Source organism: Lactiplantibacillus sp. YT640 (assembly GCF_049745435.1).
Lineage (GTDB): Bacteria > Bacillota > Bacilli > Lactobacillales > Lactobacillaceae > Lactiplantibacillus > Lactiplantibacillus plantarum.
The window spans coordinates 21,383-38,120 of the sequence record NZ_JBMNVY010000010.1 but is presented as its reverse complement, the minus strand read 5'-3'; the positions used below and the strand labels follow the sequence as shown (position 1 = coordinate 38,120).

The 16,738-nt window shown below is 46.4% G+C and carries 13 protein-coding genes and 1 other annotated feature; of the genes, 3 read left to right on the top strand and 10 right to left on the bottom strand.

The window, feature by feature from the left end:
- Positions 1 to 22: 22 nt before the first annotated feature.
- Entirely contained in the window at positions 23 to 1,426 is a 1,404-nt protein-coding gene (gene pepV / locus ACOV1R_RS08395; protein WP_054519055.1) for a dipeptidase PepV, read from the bottom strand.
- Positions 1,427 to 1,552: 126 nt separating this feature from the next.
- Here pepV and ACOV1R_RS08390 point away from each other — a divergent pair, with 126 nt between their 5' ends.
- Positions 1,553 to 2,389 carry an NAD(P)H-hydrate dehydratase gene (locus tag ACOV1R_RS08390; RefSeq protein WP_003645263.1) on the top strand — a complete coding sequence of 279 codons (837 nt, stop codon included), beginning with the start codon at positions 1,553 to 1,555 and terminating at the stop codon, positions 2,387 to 2,389.
- Between the two features lie 136 nt (positions 2,390 to 2,525).
- Here the strand turns inward: ACOV1R_RS08390 and ACOV1R_RS08385 are convergent, their stop codons facing one another.
- The 3 genes from ACOV1R_RS08385 to leuS all read right to left on the bottom strand — a co-directional run bounded on the left by ACOV1R_RS08385 (position 2,526) and on the right by leuS (position 7,894).
- Positions 2,526 to 3,266 carry a 16S rRNA pseudouridine(516) synthase gene (locus ACOV1R_RS08385; protein ID WP_003643178.1) on the bottom strand — a complete coding sequence of 247 codons (741 nt, stop codon included), beginning with the start codon at positions 3,264 to 3,266 and terminating at the stop codon, positions 2,526 to 2,528.
- A gap of 7 nt (positions 3,267 to 3,273) precedes the next feature.
- A complete protein-coding gene (locus ACOV1R_RS08380; protein WP_011101352.1) occupies positions 3,274 to 4,944 on the bottom strand; it encodes a putative polysaccharide biosynthesis protein in 1,671 nt (556 codons plus the stop codon).
- Between the two features lie 523 nt (positions 4,945 to 5,467).
- On the bottom strand, positions 5,468 to 7,894 hold the full coding sequence (leuS, locus tag ACOV1R_RS08375) for a leucine--tRNA ligase (protein WP_003643180.1): 2,427 nt from the start codon (positions 7,892 to 7,894) through the stop codon (positions 5,468 to 5,470).
- Between the two features lie 138 nt (positions 7,895 to 8,032).
- Positions 8,033 to 8,243: a binding site (T-box leader), on the bottom strand.
- Between the two features lie 113 nt (positions 8,244 to 8,356).
- Between leuS and ACOV1R_RS08370 the strand changes: the two genes are divergently transcribed.
- Entirely contained in the window at positions 8,357 to 9,040 is a 684-nt protein-coding gene (locus tag ACOV1R_RS08370; RefSeq protein ID WP_003643181.1) for a phosphatase PAP2 family protein, read from the top strand.
- Positions 9,041 to 9,108: 68 nt separating this feature from the next.
- On the top strand, positions 9,109 to 9,636 hold the full coding sequence (locus ACOV1R_RS08365; RefSeq protein WP_003644228.1) for a tRNA (mnm(5)s(2)U34)-methyltransferase: 528 nt from the start codon (positions 9,109 to 9,111) through the stop codon (positions 9,634 to 9,636).
- 95 nt (positions 9,637 to 9,731) lie between these two features.
- On the opposite strand, the gene ACOV1R_RS08360 is transcribed toward ACOV1R_RS08365, so the two are convergent.
- From ACOV1R_RS08360 to ACOV1R_RS08335, 6 genes are all read right to left on the bottom strand, one after another.
- Positions 9,732 to 9,929, bottom strand: coding sequence for a hypothetical protein (locus tag ACOV1R_RS08360; protein WP_003643183.1), 198 nt, complete (start codon positions 9,927 to 9,929; stop codon positions 9,732 to 9,734).
- Positions 9,930 to 9,958: 29 nt separating this feature from the next.
- A complete protein-coding gene (locus ACOV1R_RS08355) occupies positions 9,959 to 11,485 on the bottom strand; it encodes a glycosyltransferase family 4 protein (protein ID WP_003644227.1) in 1,527 nt (508 codons plus the stop codon).
- A 10-nt stretch (positions 11,486 to 11,495) separates the two neighbouring features.
- Positions 11,496 to 13,004, bottom strand: a complete 1,509-nt coding sequence (locus tag ACOV1R_RS08350) for a glycosyltransferase (RefSeq protein WP_013355433.1) — start codon at positions 13,002 to 13,004, stop codon at positions 11,496 to 11,498.
- 26 nt (positions 13,005 to 13,030) lie between these two features.
- Positions 13,031 to 14,665, bottom strand: coding sequence for a hypothetical protein (locus ACOV1R_RS08345; protein WP_054519053.1), 1,635 nt, complete (start codon positions 14,663 to 14,665; stop codon positions 13,031 to 13,033).
- 126 nt (positions 14,666 to 14,791) lie between these two features.
- Positions 14,792 to 15,205, bottom strand: a complete 414-nt coding sequence (locus tag ACOV1R_RS08340; protein ID WP_015380131.1) for a hypothetical protein — start codon at positions 15,203 to 15,205, stop codon at positions 14,792 to 14,794.
- Positions 15,202 to 16,738 (bottom strand): hypothetical protein (locus tag ACOV1R_RS08335; protein ID WP_424743715.1); only part of this gene is annotated, 1,537 nt, incomplete at its 5' end. The genes ACOV1R_RS08335 and ACOV1R_RS08340, both read right to left, overlap by 4 nt.

The following is a 16,738-nucleotide window of genomic DNA, read 5'->3' as shown; positions in this document are numbered from 1 at the left end:
ATCACCCTCCATTAAAGGATCACTATTTGTCGGTTGCTAACACGGCAATTGATTCAGCGTAAATCGCCATTGCAGCCATTAATTCGTCAATTGGTTGGAATTCATTGGCTTGGTGCATCGTATCTTCGGTATCTGGGAAGAGTGCCCCAAAGGCAACCCCACGAGCCATCATCCGGCCATAAGTCCCACCACCAACAATTTGTGGTTGTGAGGTCGTGTCACCAGTTTGACGCCGGTAAACGTCCATCAAATCCTTGACGATCGGGTCTTCAGGGTCAACGTAATGTGGCACCATGAAGTCACCCTGCGTGACCGTGGCACCAGCTGGTAACTGCGCTTGGACTTTCGCCGTTAAATCAGCAGGTTCGATTCCCTTCGGATAACGGAAGTTCAACGTTAACGCACCACCCTTTTGATGGTCGAAGCTGAGTAACCCGACATTCATCGTCAAATCACCCATAACGTCATCCTTGTAAGCTAAGCCTAACTGGTTCGCCCGCGAATCATCGTGTAGCTTATTAGCCACGAAGTCTAAGAAAGCAGCGGCATCATCAGCAAAGGCATAGTTAGTCAAGAACGTTGCAAGGTAGGTTCCGGCATTGATCCCGTTACGTGGTTCCATCCCATGGGCGGCCTTTCCAACAACTTCCAGCTTAACGCCTTCAGGAACGACCGTTAATTCACCAGTTACTGGTTGCTGGTCCAGGAACGCTGTGAAGTCGGCCACCAACTGCTCGTTGTCATCCGTTGCGACCACGGCTTCGGCATCACGCGGCACCATATTTTCACGCAAGCCAGAATCAAAAGAAACAAGGTTAAAGTCGCCATTATCTTCATGACCGAAGTGTAATTGCAGACTCACATTTCCCTTTTCACCATTGATCAACGGGAACATGGCATCTGGAGAGAAGCCCAAGGTTGGCGCTGGTTCAACTTCAAAGTAGCGTTTCATTCCAGTCCAATTACTTTCCTCATCTGTCCCAACGATAAAGCGAATCTTCTTATTGAGCTTCAAGCCAAGTTCTTTGACAATCTTTAAGCCATAGTAGGCCGCCATTCCCGGGCCTTTATCGTCGGAAACGCCGCGGGCATACATCTTGCCATCCTTGATGGTTGGTTCGAAGGGGTCCGTATCCCAGCCGTTACCAGCAGGCATTTCATCCACATGGGCTAAAATTGCCAAGGTTTCATCCCCCTCACCAATTTCAGCATAACCGACCAAGTTATCAATGTTCTTGGTCTTAAAGCCGTCGCGTTCCGCAATCGCTAAAAACGTGGTTAACGCTTGCTTAGGACCAGGGCCTAAGGGTGCATCATCCGTCGCCTGGCTATCGTCACGAAAGCTCGGTACGCGGAGCATGGTGGTTAAATCTGCTAAATAATCATCTTGATGCTTAGTTGCTTCATTTTTCCAATCAACTGACATGTTAAATTCCTCCCACATATTGTTACCTTAATTTTATCATAGCTGTCGTCAACTTAATAATCGTAAGTAACCGCTTTTGGAAAATGGTATACTCAAAGTAAATTAACTTAGAAAGCTGGTCATTTTATGCAACCTATTACAACTGAAATTGTTAGCCGAACGATTATCAAACGACCGGCTGATTCTCACAAAGGCAATTACGGCCGAATCATGCTGATTGGGGGTAATCAAAATTTTGGTGGTGCTATCATCATGGCCGCAACGGCCGCAACATATAGTGGTGCCGGTCTGGTGACGGTCGCTACCGACCCGTCTAATTTCACGAGTCTACATGCTCGGCTACCAGAAGCCATGGTCATTGACTATCATCAAACGGACACCTTATTAAACCTGCTAGCAGGAATGGACGTTATCGTCATCGGTCCAGGCCTTGGAACAGATACCGTCGCTGATCAGTTACTGACCGCCGTTCTCGCCGCGACGCACGTCCCACAACGATTGGTCATCGATGGTTCGGCGCTGACCTTGCTTGCACAGCAGGCCCGCACCTTACCCGCCACGGACATCGTGGTCACGCCACACCAAATGGAATGGCAACGACTTAGCGGCATCGCGATCAAAGATCAAACCCCAACTGCCAATCATGACGCGCAACAACGGTTAGGTGTTACGGCCGTGGTCAAAGCTCATCGCACGACCGTCTACACTGACGAACGAGTCTGGTTCAACCCCGGCGGCACTCCGGCCATGGCGACCGGCGGCATGGGTGACACGTTGGCTGGTATGATTGGTGGCTTCGTAAGTCAATTTCATAATTTCACCGATGCCGTTCTCAGCGCGGTCTACTTGCACAGTGCCATTGCCGATGACCTCGCTGCAACGCGGTACGTCGTCTTGCCGCATCAAATCAGTACCCGCATTCCGACTTACATGCACCGCTTTAGTCAGATTGAACGCCCTTAGCTAGCTGGACCATAATGAACACGAACAAGCCAACGACATTATGCTAAAAAAGCCTCAACTAACCATGCTTGAATTCATAGTTAGTTGGGGCTTAATGATTTAATTTAAACCAGAGTGGCCGAATTCGTAACACGCACTATTCGCCTACGGGTTGGTTCGCATCCGCCTTCAACGCTGTTAGTTCGTCATCAGTCAGCGCACGATAGTTCCCCGCTAATAAGCCAACGGGTAGCGTTAACGAACCAAACTTGATTCGCCGTAACCCGACGACCCGTTCACCTAACGTTCCGACCATCCGCTTAACTTGGTGATACTTGCCTTCATGGATCATGATTCGAATCGTGGTAAAATTCTCGATTTCATGGAATTGAACAATCTCAGCCTGAGCCGGTTGCAATTCAGTCCCGTCCTTTAACGTGATCCCATCATTAAAATTAGCCAATTGAGCTGCAGTGATTTCCCCCGTTACTTCAGCCTCATAGACCTTCGTAACATGGTGGTTCGGCGACAATAGGTCGTGCGATAGGGCCCCATCGTTCGTAATGACCAAGATTCCCTCAGTATCTTTATCGAGACGACCCACGGGAAATAGATCGTCACGAAAATCCGTCGTATTGAACAGGTCCATCACCGTTTTCGCAGCGGAATCCGTCGTTGCCGTGATGACCCCGACTGGCTTATTCATCACATAATAGAAGTATTGTTGGTAACGGACCTGCACGTCATCTAAAAAGACGGTGTCACTGCCAGGGTTGATCTGTTGTTTGCCAGAGATTACTGGCTCACCATTGGCAGTGATATGACCATCTTTAATCAGACGACGTACTTGAGTCCGCGTGCCAATTCGCATCGCATGTAAAAATTTATCTACTCGCATAATTCACCTATTTAATCCGTAATTTCCGTCGTAACCCAGCAGCTTTCGTTCCAATCATCAAATCAGCCATCCGTGAACGGAGTGCTAAGTAAACGTAAACCGCACCACCAGCGATAACTGCTAGGGCCACGATCAAGAACGATTGCGTCTTACTGTGCTCATTCAACACAAAGTTCAGCCCATAAACAACTAATCGTGCCGTGACATACGTTAAAATCGAATAAACTAAAATTCGATTGATTTTTGGTAATAACTTCACGTACCGAATTCCAAAGTTGACTTCCAAATCATACATCGCCATCAGACTCGCAACCATCATCCCAATCGCGGTCGCAACCAGGGGCCCCGCCGTTGATAGGAAATAGATACATGGTAACTGAATCACGATTTTGACCAGTAAGCCGATCAAGTAATAGCGAATAATATCGCGGTTGCGTGATAGGCCTTGCATCAGCGCCGAAATCACCGTAAAAAAGCCTAAAGCAATCGCGGTAAATGCTGAGATCTGCAGAATCAAGGTCCCAATTTGATCATAACTATAAAAGAGCGTGTTAAGTGGTTGTGCCACTGCGGCCATCCCCAGCGCTCCGGGAATCATGATAAATAGGAATAAAATAATCGAATCTTCCAATTGTTTACGAATATTACGCATATTATGACTGGCCAATGATTCAGATAAAATCGGCACGACCGTCACGGCAATCGCAGACGCCAATGACACAATGATCATCACCAATTTGTTCGCATTAAATGCAAAGTAAGCATACAACGTATCGATCTGCTTAGTACCCAAATGGTAAACCAGCCGCATCATCGGTTGGAACGTTGCTTGATCCAACAGGTTGAAGACTGTCGTTGCGGTATCGATCACAATAAATGGAATCGCCTGAATAATAATATCGCGGAACAATTGCCAGACTGGAATAACTAGTTTGTTCTCACTCTGAGCAGCTAAGGCATTTAGCTCGGGCCGTTTGCGGAAATAATACCAACCGAGTAATAAGAAGCTGGCAGCCGCCCCGACGAATGCTGCGAATGTCGATTGGGTCACGGCATTCACCCAATCGCCGTGAGCGACGCGCATGATGAAATACGTCGCACCCAACATATAGATGACCCGAAAGACTTGTTCCACGAACTGTGAGATTGCGGACGGCGCCATCTGTTGATACCCTTGGAAGAATCCCCGGGTCAAAGACATCGATGGCAGAATCACCAAGGCAATAGCCAACGCATGCAAGACGGGAATCAGATTGGCATCATAGCCCCCAAAAGCTGTTGAAATCAAGCCAGCACCAAACCATAAAATAATGGCACCAATAATCCCAAAGGCTGACGTCAACAACAAGCCCCGCTTGAATAAGCGCTGTCCAACGGCATATTCATTCATCGCATTATATTCGGAAAGTTGTTTAGAAATTGCGGACGGAATTCCCCCGATCGCAATTAGCAGGAAAAAACTATAAATATTATATCCCTTGGCATAAAGCGCGTTACCTTGCGTATAATCAGCGCCCATCCAGATAACCCACGGGATAATATAAATCGCCCCGAGCACCCGTGAAAAGAGACTCCCAGCCGTCATCCAAGCCGACCCGCGCACCATCTTCTGGTGCGCTTCGGCTTCAGAATTCACGTGTGCATTCTGGGGCTGATTAGCTTTTGATTCCTCAGACATGTTCGTAACCCACTTTCTTAATTCAATCCTAATCATTTTAGATGAAAAACAAACAAGTTGCAATTCAATTCCGGCCTTATGCGTGAGTTTAACCGAACTTTAATGATAAGGTCTTGACAACTGCACCAGCTATTGGCGAACCGTACCGCCGTCCGATACCCTATGGCTGATACAGAAAAAAGACCAATCCGTACGCTTTACCAGCGGCCACGATGCGGTCTCAAATTCGATTACAGCAGAGTGCCGCCATGATAACCATTTCCGCTGATTAAACCACGTTACTGCTAGTTTTAAGTTAAGCATAGGCGGTTGCACACACTCTGCCCACCAAAAACACGTGTGATTTGTCTCCCAAACCGAACCAGAACGTCCTCAGAATCTTTATTCACTTAACCAAATCAATCGTAACCGCACTAATTAGTTCTGTGAGTAGTTAAAAAATCGTGATAGCAACCAACAATTGTCAGTCACCATCACGATTAATTTAAGCGATATTCATTTAACTTGATACTGGTCGTGGTACTTAGTTGGCAACCACGTTAACCAGTTTACCAGGAATGGCAATCACTTTACGAACTGTCTTGCCGGCCGTAAATTCCTGGATTTTTTCATCCGCCAGGGCTAGTTTTTCAAGTTCATCCTTGCCCATATCCTTAGCGACTTCGGCGTGCGAGCGAACCTTACCATTAACTTGAAGCACGATTTGGACCGTGTCTTCTACTAACTTAGATTCGTCATACGTTGGCCAAGTGGCGTAGGTGATCGTGTCATCATGGCCTAATAATGACCATAGTTCTTCCGACAAATGTGGTGCAATCGGTGACAGTAACTTCACAAAGCCTTCGATATAAATGATTGGTAAATCGTCGACCTTGTATGCTTCGTTTACGAAGACCATCATTTGTGAAATCGCAATGTTAAAGCGCATAGCTTCATAGTCTTCCGTGACTTTCTTAACGGTTTCGTTGTAGATTTTCGTCAACTTACCATCATTGATAGTCGTGATTCGGTCGCGAACACGATTGTTTTCATCGATCATTAAGCGCCAAACCCGTTCGATCCACTTATTGGCACCATGTAACCCATCGGTACTCCACGGAATCGAAGCTTCCAATGGTCCCATGAACATTTCGTATAACCGCAACGTATCGGCACCATATTGGTCAACAATATCATCGGGGTTAACCACGTTCCCCCGCGACTTAGACATCTTTTCGTGATTATCACCCAAAATCATCCCTTGGTTAACTAACTTCTGGAATGGTTCCTTGGTTGGCACAACGCCTAAGTCATATAAGAACTTGTGCCAGAAACGTGCGTAAAGCAGATGTAAGACCGCGTGTTCTGCACCGCCCACGTATAAGTCAACGGGTGACCAGTACTTCAACTTGTCATAATCGGCCAAAGCTTCACGGTTGTGCGGATCAACGTAACGCAAGAAGTACCATGAACTCCCGGCCCATTGTGGCATCGTGTTGGTTTCACGCTTCCCCTTACGACCGTTTTCATCGACGACATTTACCCAGTCGTCGATATTCGCTAACGGGCTTTCACCAGTTCCTGATGGTTCCAGGTTCTTAGTTGCTGGTAACCGCAATGGTAGTTCATCTTCAGGAACCAACGTCGTTTCGCCGTCTTCCCAGTGAATAACTGGAATCGGTTCGCCCCAGTACCGTTGCCGTGAGAAGATCCAATCACGTAACCGATAGTTGACCTTCTTTTCACCGGCATGGTGTTCACCTAACCAGTCAATCATCTTATCAATAGCTGGTTGCTTAGCTAAACCGTCAACAAAACCTGAGTTGATGTGTTCCCCGTCGCCAGTGTAAGCTTGTTGGTCATAATCATTATCACCCGCAATGACAGGTTTGATTGGCAAATCAAATTTTTGTGCAAATTCAAAGTCCCGATCATCATGAGCAGGCACTGCCATGATGGCCCCAGTTCCATATGAAGCCAGAACGTAATCGGCAATCCAGATTGGCAGTTTTTCACCATTAACCGGGTTGATGCCGTAGCTACCAGTGAAGACCCCGGTCTTGTCCTTATTCAAATCAGTCCGTTCAAGGTCTGACTTGCTGGCGATTTTAGCTTTGTATGCTTTGATAGCGTCCGCTTGTTCGGGTGTCGTCAATTGTTCAACTAAGTCGTGTTCAGGTGCCAAGACCATGTAACTTGCGCCAAACAGCGTGTCTGGCCGCGTTGAGAACACTTCAATCTCGGTATCGTCAGGTTGACCAGCAACCTTGAAACGAATGGATGCGCCAACTGAGCGGCCAATCCAGTTACGTTGTTGCTCTTTGATGTTTTCTGGCCAATCAATATCGTCCAGGTCATCAATCAACCGGTCCGCATAGGCCGTGATTTTGAGGCTCCATTGCTTCATTGGCACCCGGTAAACATCATAGCCACCGCGTTCCGTCTTACCATCAACCACTTCTTCGTTAGAAACAACCGTTCCCCCCATCATATCAGGAGCCCAGTTGACCAACGTTTCAGATTCGTAAGCCAAGCCCTTCTTATAGAGCTGTTCAAAGATCCACTGCGTCCACTTGTAGTAACTTGGATCAGTCGTATTCACTTCACGGTCCCAGTCATATGAAAAACCTAATGACCGAATCTGACGTTTGAAGTTTTTGATGTTCTTGGCCGTAAAGTCCTTCGGGTTATGCCCCGTCTTGAGCGCATATTGTTCAGCGGGTAAACCGAATGCGTCCCAACCCATTGGATGTAAGACATTGTACCCTTGCATCCGCTTGAACCGTGACATAATATCCGTGGCCGTATACCCTTCAGGATGTCCAACGTGTAATCCTTGGCCAGATGGGTATGGGAACATGTCTAAGGCGTAATACTTCTTCTTATCCGTCGTATCTAATGTTTTGAAGGTTTTGTTTTCCTTCCAATAATGTTGCCATTTGCGTTCAATGACTTTATGGTTGTATGCCATAGTAGTGCCCCTTTCTTGCTGCCTTGTATGTAAAAGCTAGCATTGCGACTTTCCAACTGACTATTCAAGATGGCATTTTCATGCTTCAACTCAGTAAAAGCGGTTAAAAAACAAAAAAATCCTATAAGCCAATTAAGCTTATAGGACGAAAACGGGTTCCGCGGTACCACCTATGATTCCACGTTACCGTGGCCTCTTGAGAATCTTAACGCGAAACCACGTCCGTACCTACAATCTTGTTCAGCCGGAAGACTCGAAGGTGAGTTCATGATTGGTGAATCCCCGTTTGCAACTACCACGGAGTTTCTGCAAAACACCAGCCACTACTATTCCTTCTCAGAGTCGTAAAGTTATTGTTTTCATAGTAGCAAACCAGCACGTTTTTTTCAAGGGCCCAAGCCCCGCTGGCGATAAATTTTATCATCGGCATTAATCGGACCCCTGATAAAAAATGCTATAATAATGGCAATAATTTATTTATCGGAGGAATCAGTATTGAAGCAACGATCCTGGCAACGTTCGGACAGTTTGATTCTACTTATATTTATAGGATGGTTAGGCTGGACGGCCGCGGTATGGCAACGGGCGCCTTGGTTAACACACTTTGACACCACGGTTGCTAATTTTTGGCATCATAGTCCCCAGTGGTTTCAACACGCGATGGTCACGTATACGCAGCTTGGCAATCCCCACACCATCACCATAATCACGTTAATTATCGGCCTGGCACTCTGGCTGGGCCATAACCCACGCGGCGCAGTCTTCTTTTGGGTCACCACCTGGCTGATTGCCGGCTACGGTAATTATCTCATCAAACAGGTCATCATGCGGCCACGGCCAACCGCTTGGCGACTTGTCCAAATTGGGGGGTATAGTTACCCCAGCGGGCACTCGACAACAACGACCGTCCTTATCGGTAGTCTGCTCGTGTTGGCATTTGACTACTGGCACCGCAATGCCTTGACTGGCTGGCTCACTGCCCTCGGCATAACGGCCATCTTGTTAATGATGATCAGCCGGGTCATCGTGGGCGTCCACTATCCCAGCGATACAATCGGTGGCCTTTTACTTGGAAGTGTTTTACTATATATAAGTGCGCGTTTTAGTATGCGTTATCGGCACGGACCGCTTCGATTGCGGCCCTAATTCATGAATTCAACAAGGGGGTAACACTCATTCAACTCAGTTCGGCATTAGCTTATAGCCACGCGCTAATGAACCAAGTCGTCAATCCCGGTGACCACGTGATTGACGCGACGGTTGGCAACGGCCATGATACCGTCTACCTCGCCAAGCTGGTCGGGACTACTGGTCACGTCGACGGGTTCGACATTCAATCAGCGGCCATTGAAGCGACGACAACTGCCTTAGATAAAGCAGCGCTCACCCATCAAGTCACTCTGTGGCAAACGGGCCATGAACACATCGCAGATAAGATTGCCGCTGATCAACCTATCAAGTGTGCCGTCTTTAACCTGGGCTATTTACCAGGTGGCGATAAACAAATCATTACGAAACCAACGACAACGTTAACGGCCATAAAAGCCATTCAGGAACGCCTCGTCACCAACGGACTCATTATCCTGCTAGTCTATGCTGGTCATCCCGGTGGTGCGACAGAAGCACAAGCCGTTTTGGATTACGTAACGAATTTAGACCAGCATCAATTCCAAGTCCTACAATATCAGTTTATTAATCAAGTCCATGTGCCGCCATATTTGTTGGCCATTCAGAAACGTTAATTTAACGATAAATTAGCCGAAAAGACCTGTCAGACGATTAGCTTCGTCTGACAGGTCTTTTCAATTAGATACTTAACTTAAAAACCAATGGTACCTTACTTCTCCCACGGATACTTACCGTTCTCATCCTTAGGGGTATTACGCATGATCCGCTTAGTTCCCTCGTCCATCTCGTTACGCCGCTTCTTACGATTATGGTGACGAACAATTAGGACAAGACCACCGATGCCACAGTACACGATCATTCGGGTAAACATCTTAACGGTCCCATAAATGGTCATAATCATTAACATTTTGCGCCCTCCCTTGCCGTCAAATCTACTTAAGCCGTGACCTTAGCAGGCTTAAAGTAATCTAACAATGCTTGCCACTGCTTGAAAACGGCTTCTTCTGAATAACGCTTGGCATTTTCATAGGCCTGAGCACTGTATTGTGCCAGCTGCCCTTGATTCTTCAACAATTCTAAAATCGTTTTGGTCAATTGTTGCACATCGCCGTCTGTCGTTAGGATTCCACTCTTATGATCCTGAATAATATCACTCGGGCCGTACTTCACGTCATTGGCAACCATTGGTAACCCATGGGCTTGAGCTTCTAACAACATCAATGAGAATCCTTCAGCTCGACTTGGCAAAAGTCCTAATTGGGCCCGGTTGTAAACGGCATTGACATCCGTGGTATACCCCTTGAACAATACCACATCTTCCAAGTGCGCTGCAGCAACTTGTGCATGTAGTTGCTTTTCAATATCCCCGTTCGCATAACCCCATAATTCCAACTTGGCATCAGGAAACTGCTTGTGAACTTCAACAAAGGCTTCGATTGAATGATTCTGTTGCTTTTCAGGTGCCAGCCGCGCAACTTGCACGACGAGGTCTTTTTGTCGTTGGTCAAACTTCACCGGCGCGGCTTTTAACGTAGCATTATCAACATAGCCAACCGGAATAGTGAACGCTGGAATATCCTTACCAAAGCGGGCTTCCACGTCCTTAGTTTGTTCCGGTGTCGCAGAAATGACCGCGTCCCAAGCCGCCCAATTATTCAGCGCATTAGCATAATTATTGTTCAAGGTAGAATGCATAATATCCTTAGCATCACTCACATGGTTATTATGTAGATGCAAGACTTTCTTAGCTGGTGTGGTCATATTGAATAAGCCCCAGGCACATTCAACGGTCCGATCACAAATGAAGACATTTTGTTCATCATTCAACTGGTTAAGTTCATCATAGAAGTAACGGGTCAGTTCATTCATCCCATTAAAAGTATGGCTCTGCTCGTTGTAGTTCAAGACGCGCCACGTGATTCGCTCCTGACCAGCGTGATTTAACAAGTGTAACTTCTCCACGTGAATCAATCCATCCGGGCCAAAGTACGCTTCTTGGGCAATCTTACCGTCCCAGTCAAATAATTGTTCAAGACACTTAAAGCCCCGCGTATCCCACCAACTCATCTTGAGCGTACGACCATTAACGTCAAAGTATTGCACATTGCTAACAGCTTCCGTACCGGCCCGAAGGTAAATAATCATGATTAACTTACCACGTTCCATGACTTGAATCTGATTATCCTTCCGGGTTTTGATAGCATCGGCTGGCACTTCAAAGTCGGCCAAATCAAACCTTTGACGCTTGACCGACTGACTACCACAAAAGAAGTCAAAAAGATTAACAAAATCAGCATCGGCAATGTTGGCCCCTTCAAGCACATCGTGCAAATTCATTGCGAATACGCGGGTCACGATTTTAGCGGCCACATGGTGCTTCTTGAATAAAGTCAGTCGGTTGATTTCCGCCTGTTCGATTCCTGATTTTGAAAATTGCATGTTATCGTTTAAGAAATAATACATATGCGCCCTCCTACTTAATACCCAGTAATTGTTGCCAACGGTGCCAAACTTTTAAGTCAGTTTGTGACGTATGAAGCTTCTTAAAGGCGGCTTCGCTGAATGCCGTCAACTTCTTCGTATCCGTCATTAATTCGATGACCCGGTCACGCAGCGCCAATTGATTGCCAGGATCAACGATGAAACCGTCATGACCGTCATCAATCCAATCTTTAGGCCCATAATTAAAGCGATAACTAATCACTGGAATTCCGTGACTCATGGCTTCCGGCATACTCATTGGACCACCATCAACAATATCGGTATTGAGCAACAGCTGATAATCATCATAACGTGTTTCTAAATCAGGATGATAATCTAATAAATGCACATTATTCGTCAATTTTAATTCTTCAACCAGCTTATTCAGCGTCTTAAGATACTCTGGATCGCCGTAGCCGTAAAAGTCACACTGAATTTCTTTGACCTGTTGCTTAACTAACGCAATGGTCCGAATTAACTGATCCAGTTGCCGATCCGGCGCCAGCCGCCCAACGTATAGCAATTGCTTGGGGCGGGCCGTGATTGGCTGTAGTTTACTCTGCGCCAACGGACTCGTAGTTACAGTTGGTAACACTGTCACCTTAGCTTTAGGGAACCGCGTCCGCAGATGCTGAGCCTGACTTTCAGTAGCTGTAATGAAACCATCAAAGTGTTGCAGATTATCGAAGGCCGGTGTTAAGAACCCGTCCAACGGGGAATGAATTGGGTCATTAATATCCTTCGCCTGATAAATTGGAACCGTCACATACTTGTGAGAATCATCCTGAAGTTCCAACAACGGCTTCACACTGGTACCTGGGCGATCACTAATAAAGGTCGTCGTTTGCTTGTCCAAATGACTGAGTTCGGCCAAGAAGAAACGAAATAAATGGTTCGCGTCCTGGAAGAAGCGCTCTGCTTGATCACGATAATTCTTTAAAATCAAACGTGACGCTAGCGGATTACCGTTAGTGTCAGGTACATAGTACTGCTCAATAACGGTCTCGCCTTGTAGATTATAAAACCGTTCCAAAACCAGTTTACCGTTCTGACCAAAATATTGTGTACTGGACTTGAAGCCTCGCCAATCCCACAGGTCAGTTGAAGATAAGTTACCTTGATTGTCGAAGAATTCTTGGTAAAAGACGCGCCCAATCGTTCCAGGAATAAAGCCGACGTTGCTAACGTGTTCATCACCATTAAAAATTTTGCTAAAGTTGGCACCCACTTCTACCGCATATTCAACTGGCAGATGCATGTCATCAGTATGCAGAACTTTAGTTGGCACATCCGTGGTTTGTTGAAAGTAATCAAACATATTCAGCACTTGCTGGTTTGCTAACTGAAAAGTTCCCATGGTCTGATGTAGCAAACGGTCATACATCTTAGTCACAATCTGGGCTGGCGCTTTATAGTGGTTAAATAATTTCACCCGGTTGATTGCCGCGTGCTCAACACTCGAATTCTTGCCTAAAATATATTCATTAATGAAGTAAAACATACAGTCACCCTTTCTGTTACCTAGTATTATGCTTGTCGATATGTGTAGTTATAATAGTTGATCAACCCAGATAAGAAGTGTTCACAATCGTCAATCCGTGTCCGGAAATTGTCATGACGTGCATAGAACCCACCAATGAACTTCTGTGGATTATAGAGATACATTGCAATCTCAGGTAGAAAACACCCAGTAGTAATCTCATACAACGCACGATACCGCAATACCTGCCGTAAACGAACCAAGTCATAAGGTGCTATCAAGTCTTCATTACCTGAACGTTTAATCATATCGGTCATTTTGACGGCCGCATCAACTAACTCAAGTAATGTTGGATACGTGGTATCACGCTCTTCAATGAATTTTAGATGACTGAATACATTTTTCAAACCCAGTTTCATATAATCACGATTGTCTGGGAATACCAGTAATGCTTCATTGATTGCATAAGAAATCCAGTGATCATGGTATTTACCGTAGTCATTAGCCACCATGTAATCCAAGATTTGCTTCACCAGATCCATCACATTCTTATCATGTGTTAACTCATATAGTCGGGAAAGCGCAAATGCGACTTCTCCTTCATAATAGATAATTCGATAAGCTGCTTTGACCGTTAAATCTGGATTTAGGACATGAATTAACTTACCAGACGGTTCTTGGAAGAAATGGACGCCTTTAAAAGCTTTCATTAAAACTGGCACGAAAGTATCATCCTTGGTAACGTCTTGATATTTACTCAATGCAAGTATTAACAAGGCCTGTCCACCCAACTTTAGCTCGCCATTATCATCGACGAAGATTGCGCCCTCTTTTTCAATCGTGGCGTTTTTTAAGCCCCACTGAATCGCTAACTTAACTTTTGCAAAATCTTCAGTACGCTTTGTGAATGGAATGGCTTCCAGCAAGGCATATAAGGACGAAAAATGCCGCACAACATTGTAATTGCTAAGAACTCTTTGACGAGCCGGAAAATAACCGTAGACAAATTTTCCATTGCCTTTTAACTGATTAATTAGGAAAGTTTCACCATGTTCAATAGCTGATTGCAGCTCGCTCTGCTCGTCAGTCACCACCCGAACGCCCTTACCACAATCCTCTTGCTCAGATAGATTCCAGATTTTCTGCCCGTCAGTAAATACACCAGCGGTTGTAAAGACCCAAACATTTTCTGTCTTTCGAATATCGACTGGTAGCGCTCCTTCACGCTTGTTAAGATACGGCTCTACTCGATCATAGTCGACCCAAGAACCCGAACGATTCTTACCAATTCGATGCGCTTTGCTAGGACGGAAAAATGCTTGTCCATTACTTTCCATCTCCAATAAGGCTGTCTTGAAATCTGCATCAAAACTAATACCGTATCGCCAATAGTTCATCCGAAAAGTAGCTGCCAATCGCTTTTCAAAAGTTTCTCTTGGTAACTTCTGTGTTGATTGAACTGCTTCTAATCGAACCCAACTCGCTTGAGGGGTTTTGGCTAATTGTTGTGCAACTGCTATCCAAGCTTGCTTGAAAGAATCGCAACGATAGAATCGCACTTGGGCCCGATGTCGATGATCCGATACCGAAAGTGCCAAGGTTACGGTACTTGTACCGTAATCTTTCAAATTTCCAGTTGCAATCAGTGCTTGCTTAAGCTTGGTGACAGTAGATTTTTGCATCTTAGTCTTACCTCTTTCAATTTTCTTTTATGTACGCCAAAACGGGCTTCACGCCCGTTTTGGTTAATAGTCTTATTTTACAACGTATATCGTTAGCAGTACTAACAAATCAGCTTTAAATTTTAACTATTTTTGATTCTCGTCATCTTCATCATCATCTTTACGACGACGACCGAACAAGAAGAACCACCAGCCGAGTCCAGCAGCTGCAGCCGCGGTCAACAAGCCACCGAAAATCGTTCCGGCATTATTACTTGTATCAGATGCAGTCTTACCATTCTCGTCAGTATTACTTGAGCCAACCTTATCATCAGCACTATCAGTATCAGCTGACTTCTTATCCTTATCAGAATCATTACTACTCTTCGAATCTGAATCAGTCTGATCAGAAGTTGCATCAACGTCTTGAGCGCTAGCAGCGGCATAAACCACTGATGTAGCAGCAGTTGCTGACGTTGTTGCAGCACCGTCACTGGATGGTGTCGTAACCGCCAACGTTGCGGCTGTGGCCGAGACGCCACTTGTTGCTGCAGCACTCAAGCTAGTCGTACTTGTCGAAGCAGCACCGTTGCTAGAAGCAGTCGATGAAGTTGTCGTACCAGTGCCAGTACCTGAGTTATTTCCAGTAGAGCCCGTCGTATTGCCCGAACCTGATCCAGTATTTGAACTGGAACTTCCATCTGAGCCAGAATTACTACCATTGCCAGAATTGGTTCCATCATTTGAATCTGAATCTGTGATTGTATCGGAGTCACTGTCGCTATTCGAATCACTGTCAGAGTCTGAGTCGTTGTCGGAACCTGAGTCGCTGTCTGAGTCAGCGTCACTGTCCGAATCGGAATCACTGTCGGAATCCGAATCACTATCCGAGTCGGAATCACTATCTGAGTCCGAGTCACTGTCGGAATCCGAATCACTATCCGAGTCGGAATCACTGTCGGAATCCGAGTCGCTGTCGGAATCCGAATCGCTATCCGAATCCGAATCACTGTCAGAATCGGAGTCGCTGTCGGAATCCGAATCACTATCCGAGTCCGAATCACTGTCCGAGTCCGAATCGCTGTCAGAATCGGAATCGCTGTCTGAGTCCGAATCACTATCAGAATCCGAGTCACTGTCGCTATCCGAATCACTGTCCGAGTCCGAATCGCTGTCCGAGTCCGAATCGCTGTCCGAGTCCGAATCACTGTCCGAGTCCGAATCGCTGTCAGAATCGGAATCGCTGTCTGAGTCCGAATCACTATCAGAATCCGAGTCACTGTCGCTATCCGAATCACTGTCCGAGTCCGAATCGCTGTCCGAGTCCGAATCGGAGTCACTGTCGCTATCCGAATCACTGTCTGAGTCTGAGTCGCTGTCCGAGTCCGAATCCGAGTCACTATCGGAGTCAGAATCGCTATCCGAATCGGAATCACTATCCGAATCGGAATCGCTGTCAGAATCGGAGTCACTATCGGAATCCGAGTCACTGTCGCTATCCGAATCACTGTCTGAGTCTGAGTCGCTGTCCGAGTCCGAATCACTGTCCCAGTCCGAATCACTATCCGAGTCGGAATCGCTATCGGAATCCGAGTCCCTGTCTCAGTCCGAATCACAGTCCCAGTCCGAATCACTATCCGAGTCGGAATCGCTATCGGAATCCGAGTCCCTGTCTCAGTCCGAATCACAGTCCGAGTCCGAATCACTATCAGAGTCGGAATCGCTATCGGAATCCGAGTCGCTGTCTGAGTCCGAATCACTGTCCGAGTCCGAATCACTATCAGAATCCGAGTCACTGTCGCTATCCGAATCACTGTCCGAGTCCGAATCGGAGTCACTGTCGCTATCCGAATCACTGTCTGAGTCTGAGTCGCTGTCCGAGTCGGAATCTGAATCACTGTCGGAATCCGAGTCACTATCGGAGTCTGAATCGCTATCCGAGTCTGAATCACTGTCCGAATCGGAATCACTATCCGAATCGGAATCACTGTCTGAGTCGGAATCGCTGTCCGAATCGGAGTCACTATCGGAATCCGAGTCACTGTCGCTATCCGAATCACTGTCTGAGTCTGAGTCGCTGTCCGAGTCCGAATC